General features: G+C 70.4%; 17 protein-coding genes. 11 read left to right on the top strand and 6 right to left on the bottom strand.

Translation table 11 applies throughout. The features are described from left to right. The first annotated feature begins 15 nt into the window (after positions 1-15). Together dut and ACWEIJ_RS15250 are read left to right on the top strand one after the other, a co-directional pair. On the top strand, positions 16-489 hold the full coding sequence (dut, locus tag ACWEIJ_RS15255; protein WP_449837793.1) for a dUTP diphosphatase: 474 nt from the start codon (positions 16-18) through the stop codon (positions 487-489). A gap of 4 nt (positions 490-493) precedes the next feature. Next, complete coding sequence (locus tag ACWEIJ_RS15250) at positions 494-1,114, top strand: DUF3710 domain-containing protein (protein WP_449837792.1); 621 nt, start codon at positions 494-496, stop codon at positions 1,112-1,114. On the opposite strand, the gene ACWEIJ_RS15245 is transcribed toward ACWEIJ_RS15250, so the two are convergent. Then, positions 1,111-1,704, bottom strand: a complete 594-nt coding sequence (locus ACWEIJ_RS15245) for an alpha/beta fold hydrolase (protein WP_449838191.1) — start codon at positions 1,702-1,704, stop codon at positions 1,111-1,113. The genes ACWEIJ_RS15250 and ACWEIJ_RS15245 overlap by 4 nt on opposite strands. 132 nt (positions 1,705-1,836) lie before the next feature. Here ACWEIJ_RS15245 and ACWEIJ_RS15240 point away from each other — a divergent pair, with 132 nt between their 5' ends. Together ACWEIJ_RS15240 and ACWEIJ_RS15235 are read left to right on the top strand one after the other, a co-directional pair. Then, on the top strand, positions 1,837-2,217 hold the full coding sequence (locus tag ACWEIJ_RS15240; RefSeq protein WP_449837791.1) for an OB-fold nucleic acid binding domain-containing protein: 381 nt from the start codon (positions 1,837-1,839) through the stop codon (positions 2,215-2,217). After that, entirely contained in the window at positions 2,214-2,966 is a 753-nt protein-coding gene (locus ACWEIJ_RS15235) for a DUF3159 domain-containing protein (protein WP_449837790.1), read from the top strand. Before ACWEIJ_RS15240 ends, ACWEIJ_RS15235 begins: the two co-directional genes overlap by 4 nt. An 80-nt stretch (positions 2,967-3,046) precedes the next feature. Here ACWEIJ_RS15235 and ACWEIJ_RS15230 read toward each other — a convergent pair whose 3' ends face one another. Both ACWEIJ_RS15230 and ACWEIJ_RS15225 read right to left on the bottom strand, forming a co-directional pair. Beyond that, entirely contained in the window at positions 3,047-5,608 is a 2,562-nt protein-coding gene (locus ACWEIJ_RS15230; protein ID WP_449837789.1) for a LuxR C-terminal-related transcriptional regulator, read from the bottom strand. A 58-nt stretch (positions 5,609-5,666) separates the two neighbouring features. After that, a complete protein-coding gene (locus tag ACWEIJ_RS15225) occupies positions 5,667-8,216 on the bottom strand; it encodes an AAA family ATPase (RefSeq protein WP_449837788.1) in 2,550 nt (849 codons plus the stop codon). A 128-nt stretch (positions 8,217-8,344) separates the two neighbouring features. Between ACWEIJ_RS15225 and ACWEIJ_RS15220 the strand changes: the two genes are divergently transcribed. Beyond that, positions 8,345-8,842 (top strand): RICIN domain-containing protein, encoded by a 498-nt coding sequence (locus ACWEIJ_RS15220; RefSeq protein ID WP_449837787.1) that lies wholly within the window; start codon positions 8,345-8,347, stop codon positions 8,840-8,842. A 64-nt stretch (positions 8,843-8,906) separates the two neighbouring features. Here ACWEIJ_RS15220 and ACWEIJ_RS15215 read toward each other — a convergent pair whose 3' ends face one another. From ACWEIJ_RS15215 to ACWEIJ_RS15205, 3 genes are all read right to left on the bottom strand, one after another. After that, a complete protein-coding gene (locus tag ACWEIJ_RS15215) occupies positions 8,907-10,358 on the bottom strand; it encodes an SPFH domain-containing protein (RefSeq protein ID WP_449837786.1) in 1,452 nt (483 codons plus the stop codon). A 301-nt stretch (positions 10,359-10,659) separates the two neighbouring features. Continuing rightward, positions 10,660-11,316, bottom strand: a complete 657-nt coding sequence (locus ACWEIJ_RS15210) for a potassium channel family protein (RefSeq protein WP_449837785.1) — start codon at positions 11,314-11,316, stop codon at positions 10,660-10,662. Then, a complete protein-coding gene (locus ACWEIJ_RS15205) occupies positions 11,316-11,978 on the bottom strand; it encodes a potassium channel family protein (RefSeq protein ID WP_449837784.1) in 663 nt (220 codons plus the stop codon). Before ACWEIJ_RS15205 ends, ACWEIJ_RS15210 begins: the two co-directional genes overlap by 1 nt. An 82-nt stretch (positions 11,979-12,060) precedes the next feature. On the opposite strand from ACWEIJ_RS15205, the gene ACWEIJ_RS15200 reads away from it, so the two are divergent. The 6 genes from ACWEIJ_RS15200 to ACWEIJ_RS15175 all read left to right on the top strand — a co-directional run bounded on the left by ACWEIJ_RS15200 (position 12,061) and on the right by ACWEIJ_RS15175 (position 20,070). Continuing rightward, positions 12,061-14,046 (top strand): APC family permease, encoded by a 1,986-nt coding sequence (locus ACWEIJ_RS15200; RefSeq protein WP_449837783.1) that lies wholly within the window; start codon positions 12,061-12,063, stop codon positions 14,044-14,046. Next, positions 14,043-15,233, top strand: coding sequence for a class I SAM-dependent RNA methyltransferase (locus ACWEIJ_RS15195; protein WP_449837782.1), 1,191 nt, complete (start codon positions 14,043-14,045; stop codon positions 15,231-15,233). The genes ACWEIJ_RS15200 and ACWEIJ_RS15195 overlap by 4 nt, the downstream gene beginning before the upstream one ends. Positions 15,234-15,295: 62 nt before the next feature. Continuing rightward, the gene (gene dxs, locus ACWEIJ_RS15190; protein ID WP_449838190.1) at positions 15,296-17,200 is read left to right on the top strand and encodes a 1-deoxy-D-xylulose-5-phosphate synthase; all 1,905 of its coding nucleotides are present in this window, start codon (positions 15,296-15,298) and stop codon (positions 17,198-17,200) included. 230 nt (positions 17,201-17,430) lie between these two features. Then, positions 17,431-18,072, top strand: coding sequence for an SPFH domain-containing protein (locus tag ACWEIJ_RS15185; protein ID WP_449837781.1), 642 nt, complete (start codon positions 17,431-17,433; stop codon positions 18,070-18,072). A 182-nt stretch (positions 18,073-18,254) separates the two neighbouring features. Next, entirely contained in the window at positions 18,255-18,938 is a 684-nt protein-coding gene (locus ACWEIJ_RS15180; protein WP_030464810.1) for a response regulator transcription factor, read from the top strand. 4 nt (positions 18,939-18,942) lie between these two features. Continuing rightward, on the top strand, positions 18,943-20,070 hold the full coding sequence (locus ACWEIJ_RS15175) for a sensor histidine kinase (RefSeq protein WP_449837780.1): 1,128 nt from the start codon (positions 18,943-18,945) through the stop codon (positions 20,068-20,070). Positions 20,071-20,416: the final 346 nt, after the last annotated feature.

Raw genomic sequence — 20,416 nt, 5'->3', positions numbered from 1 at the left:
GTAATCTCGGCCGCCGTGTCCAGCGTCGAGGTGTTGCTGACCCGGCTCGATCCGGGGGTTCCCGTGCCCGCCTACGCCCGTCCCGGCGACGCGGGCGCCGATCTGGTCACCACGTCGGACGTGGTCATTCCACCAGGTGAGCGCGCGGTGGTCGGCACCGGTGTCGCGATCGCGCTCCCCGACGGGTACGCGGGGTTCGTGCACCCCCGTTCCGGACTGGCCGCGCGCGCCGGGCTGAGCGTGGTCAACACGCCCGGCACGATCGACTCGGGCTACCGCGGTGAGATCCGCGTTTGCCTCGTGAACCATGATCTCCGTGAGCCGATCGCGCTGTCGCGCGGCGACCGGATCGCCCAGCTCGTCGTGCAACGCGTCGAGCACGCGGTGTTCCGCGAGGTCACCGAGTTGCCGGAGACGGCACGCGGTGCGGGAGGCTATGGCTCGACCGGCGGGCACGCAGTGCTCGCCCGCACGCAGACAGAGGGGTAGTGGGATGTTCGGAAGGCGCCGCAAGCGCGGTCGTCACTCCTCGGGGGCGGTCGACACCGGTCCGGAGCACGACGAGGCGTTCGACGAGGACGTCGAGGGCCCGTGGGACTCGACCGTGGCGCCCCGTGACGATGTGCAGCGGCTCGACCTGGGATCGGTGCAGCTGCCGATGCCGGACGAGGCCCAGCTGCAGGTCGAGATGGACCAGCAGACCGGCGCCGTGCGCGCCGTGCACGTCCTCACGTCCGTTGGTCAGCTGACGGTGAGCGCGTTCGCCGCGCCGAAGTCGGGTGGCCTGTGGAAGGAGGTCGGCGCCGAGCTGATCCAGGGCCTCAAGGAGGACGGCGCCCGCATCAACCGCGAGAACGGCGAGTGGGGCGAGGAGATCACCGCGCGCAACCAGGGCGTGCAGATCCTCTTCGTCGGCGTCGACGGGCCGCGCTGGATGCTGCGCGGAGTCGCGGCGGGCCCGGAGGAGCACTTCGAGCACAACTCCGCGGCGCTGCGGGACATGCTGCGCGGCACCGTGGTCGTGCGCGGTGAGCAGCCGATGCCGCCCCGCACCCCGCTGCCGATCGAGCTGCCGGACGCGATCGCCCGGCACATCCAGCAGCAGCAGGGCTAACGCGCCTGGTGCCACGCCTGCACCGCGCCCCCCAGCGCGTGCGGGTAGGCGGCCAGCGTCGTCGTCGTGAGCACGGCGCGCGGGATGGCGTCCGCCCACTCCCGCGCGATCTCGATCGGGTGCACCGGGTCGTCCGTGCACCCGACGATTCCCGTCGGCACGTCGAGGGTCTTCAGCTCGTCGAGGGTGGGTGCCGCGGACGTGGCCGCTTCTTCGAGGTGCGGCACCAGCTGGTCGCCGTAGCCGCGCCACGCCCTGCTCAGCTCGTCGCGCAGCCAGCCGGACGTGCCTTCCAGCGCCGCGTCCAGGCCGTGGCGCGTGACGATCTCCGCACTGGCTTTCGCCGCCATGGCCGCGGGCGCGCCGTTCGCGGGCCCGGTCCACGCGGGCAGGGCGAGGATCAGTCCCGCGCACCTGGCCGGGTTCCGCACGGCCCAGGCGGCGGCGACGTGAGCGCCCAGTGAGACGCCACCCACCACGATCGGGTGGCTTGTGAAGGCATTTTCGAGGGCCGTCAACCGTTCACTGAGTGTGCGGACACGTGGAGCGGTGAAAACGGCGCCGACCTGCGACAACGGTTCGGCGAACACGGAACGGACAAACACCTCGTCCGAGGCTGTTCCGGGCAGAAGGACGACGGTCTCGACAGGCACGCCCGAGATTGTCGGCCCTCGTGCGTACCCTCACTCACAGACGGTCCACACCACGGGGCCACTTGAGCAATGCAGGAGTCGGGGATGAGCGGCTATTGGCGCCGCTTGGTGCGTCGCTTGACCAGTGACGTATCCGAGCTCGACGCGGACGACCTCTCGCGAAAAGCGGAGGCCGTCGGCGCGGTGAAGGCCTGCGACTGCAAGTCCGGTGAGGAGGTCACCGTCCTAGGCAGGCTCCGCAGCGTGGAGCTCTGTCCCAGGGACGCGATCGCCACGCTGGAAGCCGAGCTCTACGACGGCACCGAGGGCGTGACCCTCGTCTGGCTCGGCCGCCGTCGCATCGCCGGAATCGAGCCTGGTCGGACGATCAAGGCCCGAGGCCGCATCGCCGTGCGCGACGGGCGCAAGGTGCTCTACAACCCCTATTACGAGTTGCAGAACGCTTCATGACTTCAGCTGAGACCGAAGAAAAGCAGCCCACCGTCCTCGAGCAGATGGGCGGCGTGAGCGGCATGCTCTACTCGTCGCTGCCCGTCGTCGTCTTCGTGATCGTCAACTTCGCCGCCAAGAACCTCATGGCCGCGATCATCAGCGCGCTCGCCGCCGCCGTCGTGATCGGCGTGATCCTGGCCGTCCGCAAGGGCACGGTCCAGCCGGCGATCTCCGCCGTCCTCGGTGTCGGCGTCGCGGCGTTCATCGCGTACCGCACCGGCGAGGCCAAGGACTTCTTCCTCTTCGGCATCTGGCAGAGCGTCGTGTACGGCAGCGCGTTCCTGCTGTCGATCATCGTGCGCTGGCCGCTCGCGGGTGTGCTCTGGACGTTCCTCAACGGCCGTGACCGCTCCTGGCGCGCCGACAAGGCCTCCGTCCGCGACTACGACATCGCCACGTTCGTCTGGGCCTTGGTGTTCTTCGCCCGCTTCGTGGTGCAGCGGTGGCTCTACGAGGGCGACCAGGTCGGCTGGCTCGCCGTCGCCCGTCTCGCCATGGGCTACCCGCTCATGGCCGTCGCCCTGCTGGCGACCGTCTGGGCGGTCCGCCGGGCCGACAAGCGCCTGAAGGAGGCCGAGGAAGCGGCCGCGGCCGAGGCCGAGGCCGAGGAGGTGCTCGCCCGCACGGCCGACGACCTGCTGACGCCGGACATGGACGAGCTGCAGCGCGCCGTCGACGCCGAGGCCCGCGACAAGTCCCGGGACTGATCTCGCACTGATCTTCGCGGCCGGCGCCACCCCCAGGGCGTCGGCCGCGTTGTCTCGGCGGGTTCGTGCGACACGTGTCCTCAGTCGGGCCCGAACACCGTGCGGAGCTCGTCGCGTCCGGTCACGCCGAGCACGCCGTAGATCGCGTGCAGGTGGTTGTCGACCGTGCGTTTGGACGTGTGCAGCCTCTCGGCGATCTGCTGGTTGGTGAGCCCGGACGTGGCCAGCCTGGCGACCTCCGCCTGGCGGCGCGTCAGGTGGGTGAGGCCGTCCACGCGCAGGGCCGGGGTGCGGACGCCGTCGAAGTCGCGCATCAGCAACGCCTGCCGGGCCGAGGCCTGCGACGCGGCCCGGACGTTGCCCTGGGCCCGGTGCAGGCGGGCGGCGGAAGCCAGTGCCTCCGCGGCGTACAGGCTGGCGCCCAGCCGCAGGAAATCGGCCGCCACGGCCTCCAGGACGGTCGGTGCCGCGTGCGCGAGGGCGGTCGCGTGTGCCGCGTAGGCCAACGGCAGCGGGCCGTCCATCGTGGACGTGAGGGCCGCCAGGCGCAGGGACGTGTCGACGCCGAAGCGGGCAGCGTCGTGCAGGGCGACCGCCTCGCTGCCGTGCACGCCCAGTTCGGCGCACTCGTCGGCGGCCGCCATCGCCGCGTCGGCGGCGCCGCGGACGTCGCCCGCGGCGGCGAGCACCCAGGGACGCGCCAGCGGCACCGCGAGGCCCGTCAGCCGCCAGGCCGGGCGGCGTGCCTTCTCCGCACGGGCCAGGGCCTGCCCGGCGAGCTCGGTGTCACCGGAGATCGCCGCGGACGAGGCGAGACTCGCGAGCGCGACCGTGTCGAAGGTGCGTGGTCTCTCCTCCGTCTTCGAGCTGGCTTCACGGGCCATGCGCAGGGCTTGGGCTCCGTGACCACGCATGCGCGCGCAAAGCGACAACACGCTGTAGAGCGATGTCGGGCCGATGAAGGCCAACTCGTCGAACGACAGGTCGAGCGTCGCCAGCGAAAGACTCTCCGCTTCGGCGAGGCGGCCGCTGTAGACCAGCGCGAAGCAGCGCAGCTGCAGCGCACCCCGGTCCGGCGGTGCCGGCTCGCCGGTCAGCGCCGTGATCTCGGCCTCGTAGCGGTCGACCTCCTCGGCGGCCTCGCGGTACCGGCCGGAGTGGACGAGGCACAGCGCCCTGACCAGTCGCATGTGGACGGACATGGGCGGTGGGAGGGGCTCGTAGGTGCTCTGCAGAACCTCGGCCACGTTGCCGCGGTAGGCCTCCTGCAGGGTTCGGCTGACCTTCAGCAGGCCGCGCAGCTCGTCCGGGAGGTCCGGCACGTCGACGCGGTCGAGCACGGCGGTCGCGGCGTCCGCGTCGCCCAGCGCGAAGTAGAGGTTCAGCGACCTGGTGGCGCCGAGACGGCTCAGGTCCTCGGCCGACAGGGGGCCGGCCATGACGTCCGCCAGCGCGGCCTCTGCCTGGTCGGGCGCGCGGCCGTGCATCAGCACCTGCCCGAACACGTGCCCGACCCGGCTCAGCCCGCCCACGTCGACCGCGGCACGGCACAGCCGTTCGGCGAGAGCGACGTCCCGCGCGGCCCACGCCTGCTCGGCGGCCGCGACCAGCAGGTCGAGCGAGATCGGCGAGCCGCCGTCCAGTCGCCAGGTCGCGATGCGCATGAGGTCTTCACGCCGACGGGCTCCCGTCGCCTCCAGACCGGCGGCCAACGCGCGTTGGTGCGACTGCGCGCGCACGGGAGGACACGTCGCCCGCAACAGGCTGCCGTACAGGGGATGTCCGAGCCGCACCACGGACCGCCGCCCCGACGACTCGACCCGGATCAGCGCGCGGGTTTCCAGGTCGTCGAGCGCCTCCTCCTGCACCAGCGACGCCAGCAGGTCCAGCTCCACCGGTTCGGAGTACGCGAGCAGCTCCAGCGCCAGCCGGTGCGACGGCTCCAACCGGCCGAGGTTCTCCTGAACGAGCTCGCCGAGCCGGCCGCCCAGCTCGATCGCGCCGTGCCACGACCAGATGCCCTCGGCCGCGCGCAACGACCCGACCGCGCGCCCGAACACCACGAGTTCCCTGAGGTACAACGGGTTTCCCGCGCTGCCCGACCACAGCAGCGCCGACGACCGCGCCTCCACCGGGCCTTGCAGCGCGCGTTCCAGCACCTCGTCGGACTCGGCACGGGACAGGTCCCCGATCGGGTACCGCTGCAGCAGCCCCTCCTGCCACAGCTCGGCGCGCTCACCGGGCCGTGACGTCACCAGCACCCGTGCGTGTCCGTGCCGGATCACGTGATGCAACATGCCGATGGACGCGTCATCGAGCAGATGCGCGTCATCCACGACGATCGCCAATGGCTGCGGTTCTGCAAGAAGGTGCTCAACGGCACGACCGAGCGGGTTCGCCGTGCGCATGTCGGAGGGCAGTATCGCGGCCAACGCCCCGAACGGGATCGACGACGTCGCCACGGTCGCATAACAGCGCCGCACGGTGACACCGGTGCTCTCCAACCGCGCCACGACCTCGTCCGCGAGCCTGGTCTTGCCCACCCCGGCCGGTCCGACGAGCGCGGCGCCCTTGCCGTTCGGTCCGGTGAGCGCGGACATCACGTCCTGAAGCTCCCGCGCCCTGCCCACGAACGGCCACACAACCCGCAGTGTGCCGAAGATTCGCCCGTACGCGCACATCGTTTTGGGCGCGTTGGCGTCAACCTTGCCCGAAGAGCGCGCGCAGTCCACCCCGTCCGGTGACACCCACCGCCGCGTAGGTGGTGTGCAGATGGTTGTCGACGGTGCGTTTGGCGATGGCGAGCCGTTCGGCGATCTCCACGTTGGTCAGCCCCGCCACCGCCAGCCGCGCGATCTCCAGCTGCCGCGGTGTCAACGCGGCGAGCGTGCTCGTCACCACCAGACCGGGCGTGGTGGCGCCGTCGAACGACTCCGCGAGCGACGAGGCCTGCCGTTCCAGCCGTTCGGCGTCGCGCGGCCGGTCGTGCAGCCGGGAGAGCCTGCTGGCCTCCGCGAGCGCCTCGGCCGCGTACAAGGTGGCACCGCACGCCATGAACGCCGCCGCAACCTCCTCCAGCCCCGCCGGGTCACGCAACGCGCGCGCTTGCGCGTGCGAGGCGTACGCGGTGGTGAGCGGATCCTTGCGCGACTTCGCCAGCTCCAGCAGCCGTGGCGAGGTGTCCGCACCGAACCGTGCCGCGTCGTGCAGCGACCCGATCTCCTCGGAGTGCGCGCCGTGCTCCCGTGCGGCGGCGGCGTTGTCCAACGCGGCCTGCATCGCCTCGTTGACGTGCCCCGCGCCCGCGAGCACCCACGAGCGCGCGGCACCCACCGCGAACCGCGCGATCCGCCACGCCGGACGCAGCCCTTCCTCAGCCCGCGCCAACGCCCGTTCCGCCCGGTCGGACTGGCCCAGCAGCGCCGCGCCGGCCGCGAACTCGGCCAGCAGCAACACGTCCCACATCATCGGCAGGGCACCGGACTCCGGGATGCCCTCGGCCGTGATCCGCACCGCCGAGGCCGCCTGCCCGCGCAACCGCGCGCTCTGGCTCAGCAACACCCGCGGCGGCACCTGGGTGACCGACCAGCGGTCCTCCTCGATCACCTCGGCCAGCGCCTGCGCGGCCCGCAGCTCGGCCCCGGCGAGGTCACCGCAGCGCAGGATGCACTCGTTGCGCACCCCTTTCGCCGCGTTCACCAGCGACGGGAACCGCCCGGCCGTCGCCGCGACCGCCTCGTGGTTGTCCTCGATCCGCGCGATGGCCTCGGGGTAGCGGCCGGCGAACTGGTCCGCGAACGCCAGCACCTGCCGTCCCGCCGTCGCCGCCCACCCGCCCTCGGCGATCAGCAGCTCGCCGCCCAGCCGGGCGATCCGCAGCGGCGCGGACTCCAGCGCGAACGTGAGCGCGAAGAACAGCACCGCGTGCTCCAGCTCGGACGGCAGCTCCCGTGCGGTGACCTCGTCCAGCACCGCGACGGCTGCCTCCTCGTCGCCGAGGCCGAAGAACAGGTTGAACGCGCGCGTACAGCCCACCTGCAGCAACGTGAGCATGTCGCCGCCCGCCGCCATCGTCTCGGCGAGCACTTCCTCGGCCTGTGCGCACTGCCGCTGGTACATCAGCACCAGTCCGAGCACGAGCCCCACGCGTGAGGTCGCCCCACGCGCCACGGCCGCGCGCGAGAGCCGTTCGGCGAGCTCCCAGTCCTGCGCGGCCAACGCCTGCTCCGCGGCGCGGGCGAGCACGTCCGGTGACTCGGCCGTCCCGCTGTCCAGCCGCCACGTCGCAACTCGCACCGCGTCGCCGGGCCGGTCCGCGCCTTCCGCCTCCAGCCGGTCGGCCAGCGCTCTTCGATGCGCTCTGGCTCTCAACGTCGGGCACGTGGCCCGCAGGCGCGCGCTGTAGAGCGGGTGCGCGACGCGCGCGCGTCCGTCGTCGCCGATGCGCACGAACCCCATGGCCACAAGGTCCTGCGGGACCGGCATCAGCTCCGGCTCCAGCGGTTCGCCGTACGCGAGCAGCTCCAGTGCCCGCCGTTGCGGCTCGGCCAGGCGCCCGAGCGTCAGGTCGACGAGCTCGGCGAGCCGTCCGTCGAGCTCCAGCGGCCCGTGCCAGCTCCAGCCGCCCTGGGTCTCGGTGAGCGCGCCCGAATGCCGCCCAGCCGCGACGAGTTCCTTGAGGTACAACGGGTTGCCCTGGCTGTTCGTCCACACCAGGTGCCTCGTGGAGGCGTCCGCGGGCCCGCCCAGCGCCGACGTGAGCAACGCGTCCGCGCGCTCCTGGTCGAGCGCGTCGACGTGGACGACCGTCAACCCCTCGACGCCCCACCCCTGACGCGCCGTGCAGATGACCCGCGTCAACCTGTGACGCACAACGTGCTGCAACACCAACAACGACGCGTCATCGAGCAGATGAGCGTCATCGATGGACAACACCCGCCGCCCTCCGCGTGCGAGGTGCTCGGCGGCGGCGCGCACCGAAGACGCGGGCAGGATCGACGGCCCGTGCGGGCCGGCGGGCAGATCCGCGGGGACGAGCGACGCGAACGCGCCGAGCGGAATCCGCGACGTGGCGACCGTGGCGTAGCACCGCGCCACGGGATGCGGCACCGCGGCGAGCACCTCCGCGGCCAGGCGGGTCTTGCCGACCCCGGGAGGCCCGGACAGCAGCACCGCGCCGTCCACGCCCAGCGCCCGCAGCGCGGTCCGAAGCTCACTCTCGCGCCCGACCAGGGGCAACTGATCGCTCACAGCTGGTAAGTGCTCGCTTCCGTTGCGCAGATACCCGTCAAGTTGAGCATGTCCATGCTCATGACGACGACCCGTGGCCGCTCAGAAGATGCCTTCGTGCCGAAAACCGGCACGTGGAGGGGGGAGTCATGAAGAAGAAAGCAGCGGTCCTCGGTGCACTCGCACTGCTCGCCGGGGCGGTGTTCGCGACCGCGTCGTCGTCGGCGGGAGCGGCAGAGGAGGGTGTCGAGATCAAGTCTTGGTACAACAACCGGTGTCTGACCGTGGCGCACTTCAACGCGGGCGACGGTGCATCGGTGCACATGTACGACTGCAACGGCGCGGCCACGCAGAAGTGGGTGAAGGACCGGGGGCGGCTGCGCAACGTCTTCAGCGACAAGTGCCTGGTCCCGTCGATCGGCAACGGCGACAACGGCGCCAGCCTGAGCATGTTCACGTGCGACTTCGGCGGTGGCGGCGGCTGGCAGGTCTTCTACCAGTCCGGTCAGGCGGGTGAGGAGGGCCGCATCCGCACGATGCTCAGCCCCAACCGGTGCGTCGAGATCTCCGGCGCCAACTGGTGGCAGGGCGCCTCCGTGCAGCTGTGGGACTGCGCGGGCGGCAACCACCAGCGCTGGAGCCTGTGACCGCCGATATCCGATATATCGCATATCGGCGATCACACCGATATGCGATATATCAGCCCAGCGCTCAGTTGGTGAGCTTCGCGGGGACCCCGTTCCCCGAGACGCTCTCCGGCGAGCTCTTCATCGCGTCCATCAGCTGCCGGGCGAGGCCGAGGCCCGTCCCGCCCATCGACAGCGCCTTGGTCAACAGGTCGGACACGCCGTCGGCGCCGTTGAACACGACCATGTGGTCGACGTTCCCGAACGCCTTGGACGCCGCCTCGACGATCTCCGGCCACTTCTCGGCGAGCTGCTGGGCGACGACCGCGTCGGGGTTCTCGGCCAGCGCCGAGGACCGCGCGCTGATCGCCTCCGCCTCGGCGAGGCCCTGGGCCTTGAGCGCCTCGGCCTCGGCGAGACCCTGCGCCCTGGTCGCGTCCGCGACCGCCAGACCGCGGGCCTTGGCAGCGACGGCCTCCGCCTCACCGGTGGCGCGCGTCGCTTCGGCCTCCGCGACGGCGGCGGCCTTCACCCGCGTCGCGTCGGCGGCCGCCCGCAGCTCGATCTCCCGTGCCTGTGCCTCGGCGCGGGCGATCTGCGCGTCGCGTTCGGCGTCGGCCAGGGTGCGGGTCTCGTACGCCTTGGCGTCCGCGGGCTTGCGAACCTGGGCCTGCAGCTTCTGCTCGGCCAGGTCGGCTTCGAGCTCGACGGCGCGGGTCTCCTGCACGACGACCTGCTGCCGCGCGGTCGCCATGGCCAGCGGGCCCGCCTGCTGGGACTCGGCCTTCACCCGGTCGATCTCCGCCTGGTAGGCCGCCGTCTTGATCTGCGAGTCGCGCCACGCGGCCGCCTTCTTGGCGTTGGCGACCTGCTCGGCCTCGGTGGCCTCCTGGTCGCGCTGCGCCTCGGCGATGCGCGCGGACGCCGCGATGGCCGCGGCGTGCGGCTTGCCGAGGTTGGTGATGTACCCGGTCGTGTCTTCGATCTCCTGGATCTGCAGGGAGTCGACGATCAGGCCGAGCTTGCTCATCTCGTCCGCGGACGACTGCCGCACCTGGGCCGTCAGCGCCTCGCGGTTGTGCAGCATGTCCTCGATCGTCAGGCTGCCCACGATCGACCGCAGATGGCCCGCGAACAGCGAGTGCGTCTTGTCGTCCATGCGGTCCTGCTGGTCGAGGAACCGCCGCGCGGAGTTCGCGATCGAGGCGTAGTCGTCGCCGACCTTGTAGATCACCACGCCGCGCACGTGCACCGGGATGCCCTGGCTGGTGACGCAGGAGACCTGCAGGTCCGCGACCCGCGTGTCGAGCGAGAGCCGCCGCGCGGTCTGGAACCCAGGCAGCACCAGCACGCCCTTACCGGTGACGATCTTGAACGTCATGCTGTCCGCGGTCTCGCGCTGTCCCCGTGCGCCCAGGCCGGAGATGATCAACGCCTCGTTCGGCTCAGCCACCCGCCACAGAGCGCGCAGGAGCAAAAAGAGCACCAGTACCGCGACAACGCCGCCACCGATGCCGAATAAGAGAGTTTCGTCCATTTCTTCAGTCCCCCTATCAGTCCGAGGGAGACCTCACCCGGAAGCCTCCCACGACAACAAAGTCGCCGACCAGGCTTCCCGGCACACCAGGGAGAACTCTACAACGGACGCCACCTCTGGACGTAGACCGTTCGGGGTTCTTCGAAGTCCACGACGAGGATTTGCTGACCGATTTCAATCACACTTGATTCGTCGGCGGGGTAGGCGTAAAAGGCCTCCGCGCCACCCCGCACCGAAATCATCACCTCGCCCACGAGGCCAGGCCCGACCCTGCCGGTCACCCGGCCCCGTTTGCCGATCATCAGTACCCGAGGGCCTTCTTGACGTCCTGCTCGACCGCGGCCGTCGTGACGAACAGCAGCTCGTCGCCGCCTTCGAGGGTGTCGTCGGGCTGCGGCACGATGACCCGCCCGCCGCGCAGGATCGTCACCAGCGCGGCGTCGCGGGGCAGCGTCAGCTCCGAGACCGCCCGGCCGGCGAACGGCGTCGACTCGTCGAGCGTGATCTCCACGAGGTTCGCCTGCCCCTGCCGCAACGTCAGCAGCCGCACGACGTCACCGATCGTCACGGACTCCTCGACCATCGCGGCGAGCAGCCGTGGCGTGGACACGGCGACGTCGACACCCCACGACTCGGTGAAGAGCCATTCGTTCGTCGGGTCGTTCACGCGCGCGACGACACGACGGACCGCGAACTCGGTCTTCGCCAGCAGCGACACCACGAGGTTGACCTTGTCGTCACCGGTCGCGGCGATCACCACGTCGCACAGCTGCATGCCCGCGTCCTCCAAAGAGGACAGCTCGCACGCGTCGGCCTGCACCCACTCGGCCTGCTCGACGGAGTTGGGGTCGAAGTGCGTCCGGTCCCGCTCGATCAGCATGACCTGGTGGCCGTCCTGCACGAGCTCCTGCGCGATGGACCGCCCCACCGCGCCCGCACCAGCGATCGCGACCCGCATCAGCTCTCCTCCGGTGCCTGCTGCGCCGCCGCCGCGACGTCGGTGATCGTGCCGGACAGCGCCGCCACGTAGATGGTGTCATCCGCCTGCACGACGGTCTTGGCGTCCGGCAGCACGCCGGTGCCGAACCGCATCATGAACGCCACACGGGCGCCGATGGCCCCTTCGAGCTCGAACACGGGGCGGCCGACCCAGGCCTCGTCGAACTCGACGGGCAGCACCGCCACGGTGCCGGACGGGTCGCGCCACGCGGTGGCCGTGCCCTCGGGCAGCAGCATCCGCAGGAACCGGTCCGTCGTCCACGGCACGGTCGCCACGGTCGGGATGCCCAGCCGCTCGTACACGGCCGCGCGCTTGTGGTCGTAGATCCGCGCGACGACGTGCTCGACGCCGAACGTCTCGCGCGCGACCCGCGCCGAGATGATGTTCGAGTTGTCGCCGCTGGAGACCGCCGCGAACGCGCCCGCGCGCTCCACTCCGGCCTCGATCAGGACATTGCGGTCGAAACCGTTGCCGACGACCTGCTGACCCTGGAAGTCGCTGCCCAGCCTGCGGAACGACTGCGAATCCTTGTCGATCACGGCGACCTGGTGGTCGAGTCGCTCGAGGGCCCTGGCCAGGGAGGCTCCCACCCGGCCACACCCCATGATCACCACGTGCACGACATGCCTCCTCAGGCGAACTCTGCGCAGAACCTACCGAGCATTAGCCCGTCCCGGTGAGCGGACCCCTTACGCTCTGGCCGTGTCCAAGCTCGCCACCGCTGCCAAACGCCTCCTGGTCGGACGGCCGTTCCGCAGTGATCGCCTCGCGCACACCCTCCTGCCCAAACGCATCGCTTTGCCGGTGTTCGCCTCCGACGCCATGTCGTCGGTCGCCTACGCGCCGGAGGAGATCTTCCTGATGCTGTCGGTGGCGGGGCTGAGCGCCTACGCCATCGCACCCTGGGTGGGCGTGGCAGTGGTCGTGGTCATGCTCACCGTCGTCGCCAGCTACCGGCAGAACGTGCACGCCTACCCGTCGGGCGGCGGTGACTACGAGGTCGCGACGGTCAACCTGGGCCGCCAGGCGGGGCTGACCGTGGCGAGCGCCCTGCTCGTCGACTACATCCTCACGGTCGCGGTGTCGATCTCGGCGGCGATGGCGAACATCGGCTCGGCCATCCCGTTCGTCGCGACGCACAAGGCGCTGTTCGCGGTGTCCGCGATCGTCATCCTCACGGCGATCAACCTGCGCGGCATCCGCGAGTCCGGCAGCGCGTTCGCGGTCCCGACCTACGCGTTCATGATCGGCATTATGGCCATGATCGCGTGGGGCCTGTTCCGCGGGTTCGTGCTCGGTGACCAGATGCGTGCGGAGAGTGCCGGCTTCGAGATCCACGCCGAGCAGGACCACCTGATGGGCCTCGCGTTCGTGTTCCTGGTGCTGCGGGCGTTCTCGTCCGGTTGCGCCGCTTTGACCGGTGTCGAGGCGATCAGCAACGGCGTGCCGGCGTTCCGCAAGCCCAAGTCGCGCAACGCCGCCACGACGCTGCTCATGATGGGCCTGATCGCGGTCACGATGCTGATGGGCCTGATCGTGCTCGCCCAGCTGACCGGCGTGAAGATGGCCGAGTTCCCGGACGAGCAGCTCGCGGGCGCCCCCAAGGGCTACGAGCAGAAGACGATGGTGGCCCAGGTCGCGCACGCGGTGTTCGACAACTTCCCGCCCGGCTTCTTCTTCATCGCGGGCGTCACCGCCCTGATCCTGGTGCTGGCGGCGAACACGGCGTTCAACGGCTTCCCCGTGCTCGGTTCGATCCTCGCCCAGGACCGCTACCTGCCGCGCCAGCTGCACACCCGCGGCGACCGGCTGGCGTTCTCCAACGGCATCCTGTTCCTGGCCGGGTTCGCGGTCGTCCTCGTGATCGCGTTCGACGCCGAGGTCACCCGCCTGATCCAGCTCTACATCGTGGGCGTGTTCGTGTCGTTCACGCTGAGCCAGCTCGGCATGATCAAGCACTGGCAGCGGCTGCTGAAGACCGAGACCGACGCCCAGACGCGCAGCCGGATGCGCCGTTCGCAGGCGATCAACACGTTCGGCCTCGTGATGACCGCGACCGTGCTGATCATCGTGCTGATCACGAAGTTCACCAAGGGCGCGTGGATCGCCATCGCCGCGATGGCCGCCATCTACGCGTTGATGACCGCGATCCGCAAGCACTACGACACCGTCGCCGAGGAGCTGCGCCAGCAGGAGCGGATGCGGACGATGCCGGCGCGCAACCACGCGATGGTGCTGGTGTCCAAACTGCACATGCCGACGCTGCGGGCGTTGTCCTACGCCAAGGCGACGCGGCCGGACGTGCTGGAGGCCGTCACGGTCAACGTCGACGACGGCGACACGCGCCAGCTGGTGAAGGACTGGGAGAAGGAGAACTTCAAGATCCCGCTGAAGGTGATCGAGTCGCCGTACCGCGAGATCACCAAGCCCGTCCTCGACTACGTGCGGCGCGTCAAGTCCGACAACCCGCGCGACGTCGTCACCGTGTTCATCCCCGAGTACGTCGTCGGTCACTGGTGGGAGCAGCTGCTGCACAACCAGAGCGCGTTGCGGCTCAAGGGAAGGCTGTTGTTCCAGCCGGGTGTGATGGTCACCAGCGTGCCGTGGCAGCTGGCGTCGTCGACGAAGGTCCGCGACAAGGACGTCATCGCGCCGGGCGCCGTCCGAAGGGGACTTGACGACCGATGAGCTGGGTTGGGGAGAAGTTCGAGGTCGAGGTCGGACCCGTCGCTCACGGTGGGCACTTCGTCGCACGGCACGAGGGACGCGTTCTGTTCGTGCGGCACGCACTGCCTGGTGAACGTGTCATCGCCTCGGTCTACGAGGACAACGGCGGGTCGTTCTGCCGTGCGGACGCCGTCGAGATCCTGGTGCCGTCACCGGACCGCGTCGAGCCGCCGTGCCCGTTCAGCGGGCCGGGGATGTGCGGCGGCTGCGACTTCCAGCACGTGTCGTGGGACGCGCAACGGGAGCTGAAGGCTCAGGTCGTCCGCGAGCAGCTGAGCCGCCTCGCGAAGATCGAGCGGGACGTGGTCGTGGAGGCGTTGCCGGGCGGCCCGCTGGAGTGGCGGACCCGGATCAGGATGGCCGTCGACGCCGACGGGCGGCCGGGTTTCCGCGGCACCCGTTCCCACGATGTGATCCCGGTCGACCACTGTGTGATCTCCCGGCCGGGCATGGTCGAGGCGGTGACCGACCGACGGTGGCGCGCCCAGGAGCTGACGATCACCCAGGACGGTGACGGGAACCGGCATGTGGGTGAGGTGCGCGGCCGACACACCGTGCGACGCGCCGGAACGGGTACGGCCGTCGAGACCGCCGCCCAACGAAAGTGGAGAATTTCCGCCGACGGTTTCTGGCAGGTCCACCCCGCCGCCGCGGACACGTTCGCGTCCGTCGTGGGGGAGTGGGCCGCGGCTGGACCGGGGCAGCGCGCGTGGGATCTCTACGGCGGCGCGGGGTTGTTCGCGTCGGTGCTCGCCCGTCAGGTCGGCGAGACCGGATCCGTGCTGGTCGTCGAGTCCTTCGCCGGTGCCGTCGAGGACGGTCGCCGCAACCTCCGCCGCCTGCCCCAGATCGAGTGGGTGGTGGGCAAGGTCGAGCGTCTCGTGACGCGTCCGTTGCCCGTTGAGGACCCTGATGTCGTGGTGCTCGACCCGCCTCGGAAAGGGGCCGGGAAGGTCGTTGTGGCTGAAGTCGCACGACGGCGGCCGCAGCGGGTCGTCTACGTGGCCTGCGACCCCGCGGCGCTGGCCCGCGACCTGGCCGAATTCACAGTTCAGGGGTACCGCCTCGCCGAGCTGAGGGCGTTCGACGCGTTCCCGATGACGCATCACATGGAGTGCATCGCGCTGCTCGTTCCTGGCACTGGCTGAGAAGTCGTCTCAGGTGAGCCTCCGTAGACTGGGCCGAAGTCTTGAGGAGTGAGGTGGGCGTGGTGACCCTGCTGGAGTCCGTGCACGGACCGGCTGATCTGAAACGGATGACGGAGGCGGAGCTGCGGCAGCTCTGCGACGAGATCCGGCGTTTTCTGGTCGACAAGGTCTCCAAGACCGGCGGGCACCTGGGCCCGAACCTCGGCGTCGTCGAGCTGACCGTTGCGCTGCACCGGGTGTTCGACTCGCCGCAGGACCCGATCGTGTTCGACACCGGGCACCAGTCCTACGTGCACAAGATCGTCACGGGTCGCCGGGACGGCTTCGACCGGCTGCGCCAGCAGGGCGGGCTGTCCGGCTACCCGTCGCGGTCGGAGTCCGAGCACGACGTGCAGGAGAGCTCGCACGCCTCGACGGCACTGTCCTACGCGGACGGTCTGGCGAAGGCGAAGCAGATCACCGGCGGACCCGGCCACGTGGTCGCGGTCGTCGGTGACGGCGCGTTGACCGGCGGTATGTGCTGGGAGGCGTTGAACAACATCGCGGCCGACAAGACGCGTCCGGTCGTGATCGTGGTCAACGACAACGGCCGCTCGTACTCGCCGACGATCGGTGGTCTCGCGGACCACCTGTCCTCGCTGCGGTTGCGTCCCGGCTACGAGCGCGTGCTGGAGAAGGGCAAGAGCGCGCTGCAGCAGACGCCGTTCTTCGGCAAGCCGCTCTACGCCGCCCTGCACGCCGCCAAGCGCGGCATCAAGGACGCGCTCGCGCCGCAGGCGATGTTCGAGGACCTCGGCCTCAAGTACATCGGCCCGGTCGACGGCCACGACCTGACGACGCTGGAGTCCGCGCTGCAGCGCGCGAAGTCGTTCGGCGGTCCGGTGATCGTGCACGCGGTCACCCGCAAGGGCATGGGGTTCGCCCCGGCCGAGAACCACCAGGCGGACCAGATGCACGCCACGGGCGTCATCGACCCGATCACCGGCGAGGACGTCAAGCCCGCCGGCCGGACCTGGACGCACGTGTTCTCCGACTCCCTGGTGGAGATCGGCCGCGAGCGCTCCGACGTCGTGGCGATCACCGCCGCGATGCAGGGACCGACCGGCCTGGACGCCTTCGCCAAGGCGTTCCCCGAGCGCTTCTACGACGTCGGCATCGCCGAGCAGCACGCGCTGACCTCCGCCGCCGGTCTCGCCATCGGTGGCCTGCACCCGGTCGTCGCCATCTACGCGACGTTCCTGAACCGCGCGTTCGACCAGCTGCTGATGGACGTCGCGCTGCACAAGCAGGGCGTCACGGTCGTGCTGGACCGCTCGGGCGTCACCGGCCCGGACGGCGCGTCGCACCACGGCATGTGGGACATGTCCATCTGCGGCGTGGTCCCCGGCATCCACGTCGCCGCGCCGCGCGACGCCGCCACCCTCGCCGAGGAGCTGCGCGAGGCCGTGGCCATCTCGGACGCGCCTTCGGTGATCCGCTACCCGAAGGCCTCCGTCGGCCCGGACCTGCCGGCGTTGGAGCGCGTGGGTTCCGTCGACGTGCTCAGGCGGTCCGGTTCCGACGTGCTGCTGGTGACGGTCGGCGCGTTGGGCGAGCTCGGTCTTGAGGCCGCGCAACGGCTGGAGGACCAGGGCATCGGCGTGACGGTCGTCGACCCGCGGTGGATCTATCCGATGTCGACCGACCTCGTGGAGATGGCCGCGTCGTACAAGCTCGTGGTGACCGTCGAGGACGGTGGCCGGCACGGTGGCTTCGGTTCGTCTTTCGCGGCAGCGCTGCGCGACGCCGACGTCGACGTGCCGTTGCGCGACATCGCTCTGCCGCAGCAGTTCCACGATCACGGCTCGCGTGGCGAGGTGCTCGCGGTGTGCGGCATCACCGCGCAGGACGTCGCCCGCCGCGTCACCGAGTGGGCCTCCCGCCTGGAGTGCCTGCCCGTCGAAATCGACGCGCCCGCGGACAAGTAGGTCGGCTAGTCTCCACCTCACGCCCGCTTTCTTGCGGCCCGGCAGGTCTCCCTGGTCAGGGTCCCGCGATCGAGGCGGGTGGTGGGTGCCTTATGGAGCATCAGGTTCGATCCCTGAAAGCCATGACCCCGGTCGCACACGGGGGTGCCGAGCTTTGCGAGTCCCTTGTGGACTCCCGCTCGCCGCCCCGCCGGCCGGGGTCGTGGTCTGTCCGGACGGAGGTAGAGACGATGAAGCACACGTTGTACCCGTGGGAGCGGGCCGTCAGGTTCGATCGCGGTGTGCTGGTGGGCGAGGTGGGCCCGGGACAGCACAAGCTGCCGCGGTACGCCGTGCTGCACCGCGTCGACGTCCGTCCGCGCACGATGACCCCCGCCGCGCAGGACGTGCCGACGTCCGACGGTGTGCTGGTCCGCGTGACGGTCGTCGTCCGGTGGGCGGTGACGTCGCCTACGAGGTTCGTGGTGGAGGCGTCCGGTCCTGAGGCCGAGCTCTACACGGCCGTGCAGCTCGCATTGCGCGGTGCGGTGCTCACGCGCACGCACTCGGCCATTGACCCTGAGCGCGACGTCATCGCTGCCGAGGTGCTCGCGGGCGTGGCCGCACGTGCCGATGAGCTGGGTGTTTCGGTCGCCGACGTGGCCGTCCGCGATGTCGTGATGCCCGGTGAGCTGCGCCGGGCCGCGCTCGCCGAGCTGGTGGCGGCGTCCGAGGGACGTGCGGCTCTGGAGCGGGCGCGCGGGGAGACGGCGGCGTTGCGGTCGTTGCTCAACGCGGCCCGGCTGGCGGAGGAGCACCCGGCGTTGCTGGAGCTGCGCGCACTGCAGACGGCCTCGACGGTCGTGGTGGACCGCCCGGCCCGCAAGTCCTGATCACCGCATCCAGCTGAGCGCGGTGCGCGACTCGCGCAGCCGCTGGCCCTGCGCGGTTCAGGGCGACCTGCTCGCACCGTTGCCGGACGACCGGCAGACCCTGACGCGGTTGCTCACCTACCACCAGCGAACGTGAAGGTGTCGTTAAGCGCCTTCTCAGGCTGATGTGGCACCTTTGTGGCGTGCGGATTCTGGTAGTCGAGGACGAGGCTCCTCTGGCCGACGCGATCGCTCGCGGCCTGAGGCGCGAAGGTATGGCCGTGGACGTCGCCTACGACGGCGAGACCGGGCACGAGAAGTCGACCGTCACGCGGTACGACGTCGTCGTGCTCGACCGGGACCTGCCTGGGATGTCCGGTGACGAGCTGTGCAAGGAGATCCTCAGCTCCGGCGCGCTGACCAGGGTCATGATGCTGACGGCCAGCGGCACGATCGAGGACCGCGTGGCCGGGCTGTCGCTGGGCGCGGACGACTACCTCGCGAAGCCGTTCGCGTTCCCTGAGCTCGTAGCGCGCGTACGGGCGTTGGCGCGGCGTGCGACGCCGGCGACACCTCCCGTGCTGTCCGCGCAGGACGTCGAACTGGACCCGGCGCGGCGCACCGTGTCGCGCGGCGGGCAGCCGATCGAGCTGACCCGCAAGGAGTTCGGGGTGCTCGAGGTGCTGCTCGCGGCCAAGGGCTCGGTGGTGAGCAGCGAGGAGCTGCTGGAGCGGGTGTGGGACGAGAACGCCGACCCGTTCACCACGACCGTGCGCGTCACCGTCATGACCCTGCGCAAGAAGCTCGGCGAGCCGGGCATCATCGACACCGTCGTCGGTTCCGGGTACCGGGTGCCGAGTGCGTCGATCGGACCAGCTGAGGACTAGCCCCATGCGCAGGCGCGGACCCGGACTGCGGCTCCGGATCACGCTCCTCACCACCGCGCTCGTCGCGGTGGTGAGCGCTGTGCTGCTCTTCCTCGGGTGGACGCTGGTCGGGCGGGTCTTCGACGCCTCGCCGTCGTTCCCGTCCGACACCCAGGTGACGGTGGACGGTGTCACCGTCACCGTGAAGACGCTGACGGACGCGTTGGCCGTGGCCGCCCGGCAGGACCTGCTGCGCGCGGGGTTGATCGCGTTCGCGTGCATGGTGCTGGCCGCGGCCGTGCTGGCGTGGACGTTCACCGGCCGTGTGCTGAAGCCTCTGCACGACGTCACGGGCGCCGCGCGCCAGTTGTCCGCCGAGTCGCTGGGGTCCCGGTTGCGCCTGGAGGGGCCGCGGGACGAGGTCGCGGAGCTCGCGGACACGTTCGACGCGATGCTCGACCGGCTTGAGGCCGCCTTCGGCTCACAACGCCGGTTCGTGGCGAACGCGTCGCACGAACTGCGCACTCCTCTCTCGGTGATCCGCACGGAGCTGGACGTGACGTTGTCCGATCCGGATGCCGACGTCGAGGAGCTGCGGCGCATGGCCGGTGTCGTGCGTGCGGCCGGGGAGCGTGCGGAGCAGTTGGTGTCCGCGCTGCTGCTGCTCGCGCGCACGGACGGTATTGGGCTCGCGGTGCGTGAGCCGGTCGATCTCTCGGCTGTCGTCGAGTCCGCGTGGAAGGCCGTGCGCGTGGAAGCCGATGCACGGAACCTGCGCGCGGTGTTCCGGTGCGTGCCGGCGCTCGCGGTCGGCGATCCCGCGCTGCTGGAGCGCATCGCGGGGAACCTGCTGGAGAACGCCGTCCGGCACAACCAGGTCGGCGGGTGGATCGAGACCGTGGTGGAGAGCGGGCCGCAGTGGTCGGTGCTGCGGGTGTCGTCGTCGGGTCAGCTCATCCCGCCGGACCGCGTCGAGGAGCTGTTCGAACCGTTCCGCCGCGGGGTGAAGGACCGCACCGGCCAGTCCGGAACGGGTCTCGGGCTGTCGATCGTGCGCGCCGCGGTGGCCGCGCACGGCGGGTTTGCGCAGGCAGTGGCCGTGCCGACGGGTGGTCTGTCGGTGACCGTGCACCTGCCGAGCGCGCCTCGCTAGGACCGGCCGCGAGATTGTCGACGTGGCCCCGGTCACACTGCGCGTCGATCTTGCCGCGTTTGGGCCGTCCGTGTGGTGTCTGACCTGCGGTTACTCGGTCGGTGACCCCCGATTTGGATCTCAGGAGGCGCCCGTGTAAATTTCTCTCTGCCAGCGCGGAACGGGCCGGGAAACACCGGAACGGAGCGCGGTGAAAGACTTCTAAGCCTGACACAGCCCCGGAAGTGGCTCTCCTCGGAGACGAGCTGCGGTGAGCGCGTGTTCTTTGAGAACTCAACAGCGTGCCGAAACACAGCCAGTAATATGAATACTCCTCGTCAGGAGTATTCCTTTGAGTAGCAAGACC

The sequence above is a fragment of the Lentzea sp. NPDC004789 genome, from assembly GCF_053601075.1.
The sequence above is the reverse complement of the archived record's forward strand: the minus strand, read 5'-3'. Positions and strand labels throughout refer to the sequence as shown.

Coding starts and splice junctions, on each gene's coding strand:
- ACWEIJ_RS15250 (WP_449837792.1), top strand. CDS start 494: ATGTTCGGAAGGCGCCGCAAGCGCGGTCGTCACTCCTCGGGGGCGGTC.
- ACWEIJ_RS15240 (WP_449837791.1), top strand. CDS start 1,837: ATGCAGGAGTCGGGGATGAGCGGCTATTGGCGCCGCTTGGTGCGTCGC.
- ACWEIJ_RS15235 (WP_449837790.1), top strand. CDS start 2,214: ATGACTTCAGCTGAGACCGAAGAAAAGCAGCCCACCGTCCTCGAGCAG.
- ACWEIJ_RS15220 (WP_449837787.1), top strand. CDS start 8,345: ATGAAGAAGAAAGCAGCGGTCCTCGGTGCACTCGCACTGCTCGCCGGG.
- ACWEIJ_RS15215 (WP_449837786.1), bottom strand. CDS start 10,358: ATGGACGAAACTCTCTTATTCGGCATCGGTGGCGGCGTTGTCGCGGTA.
- ACWEIJ_RS15210 (WP_449837785.1), bottom strand. CDS start 11,316: ATGCGGGTCGCGATCGCTGGTGCGGGCGCGGTGGGGCGGTCCATCGCG.
- ACWEIJ_RS15195 (WP_449837782.1), top strand. CDS start 14,043: ATGAGCTGGGTTGGGGAGAAGTTCGAGGTCGAGGTCGGACCCGTCGCT.
- ACWEIJ_RS15185 (WP_449837781.1), top strand. CDS start 17,431: ATGAAGCACACGTTGTACCCGTGGGAGCGGGCCGTCAGGTTCGATCGC.
- ACWEIJ_RS15175 (WP_449837780.1), top strand. CDS start 18,943: ATGCGCAGGCGCGGACCCGGACTGCGGCTCCGGATCACGCTCCTCACC.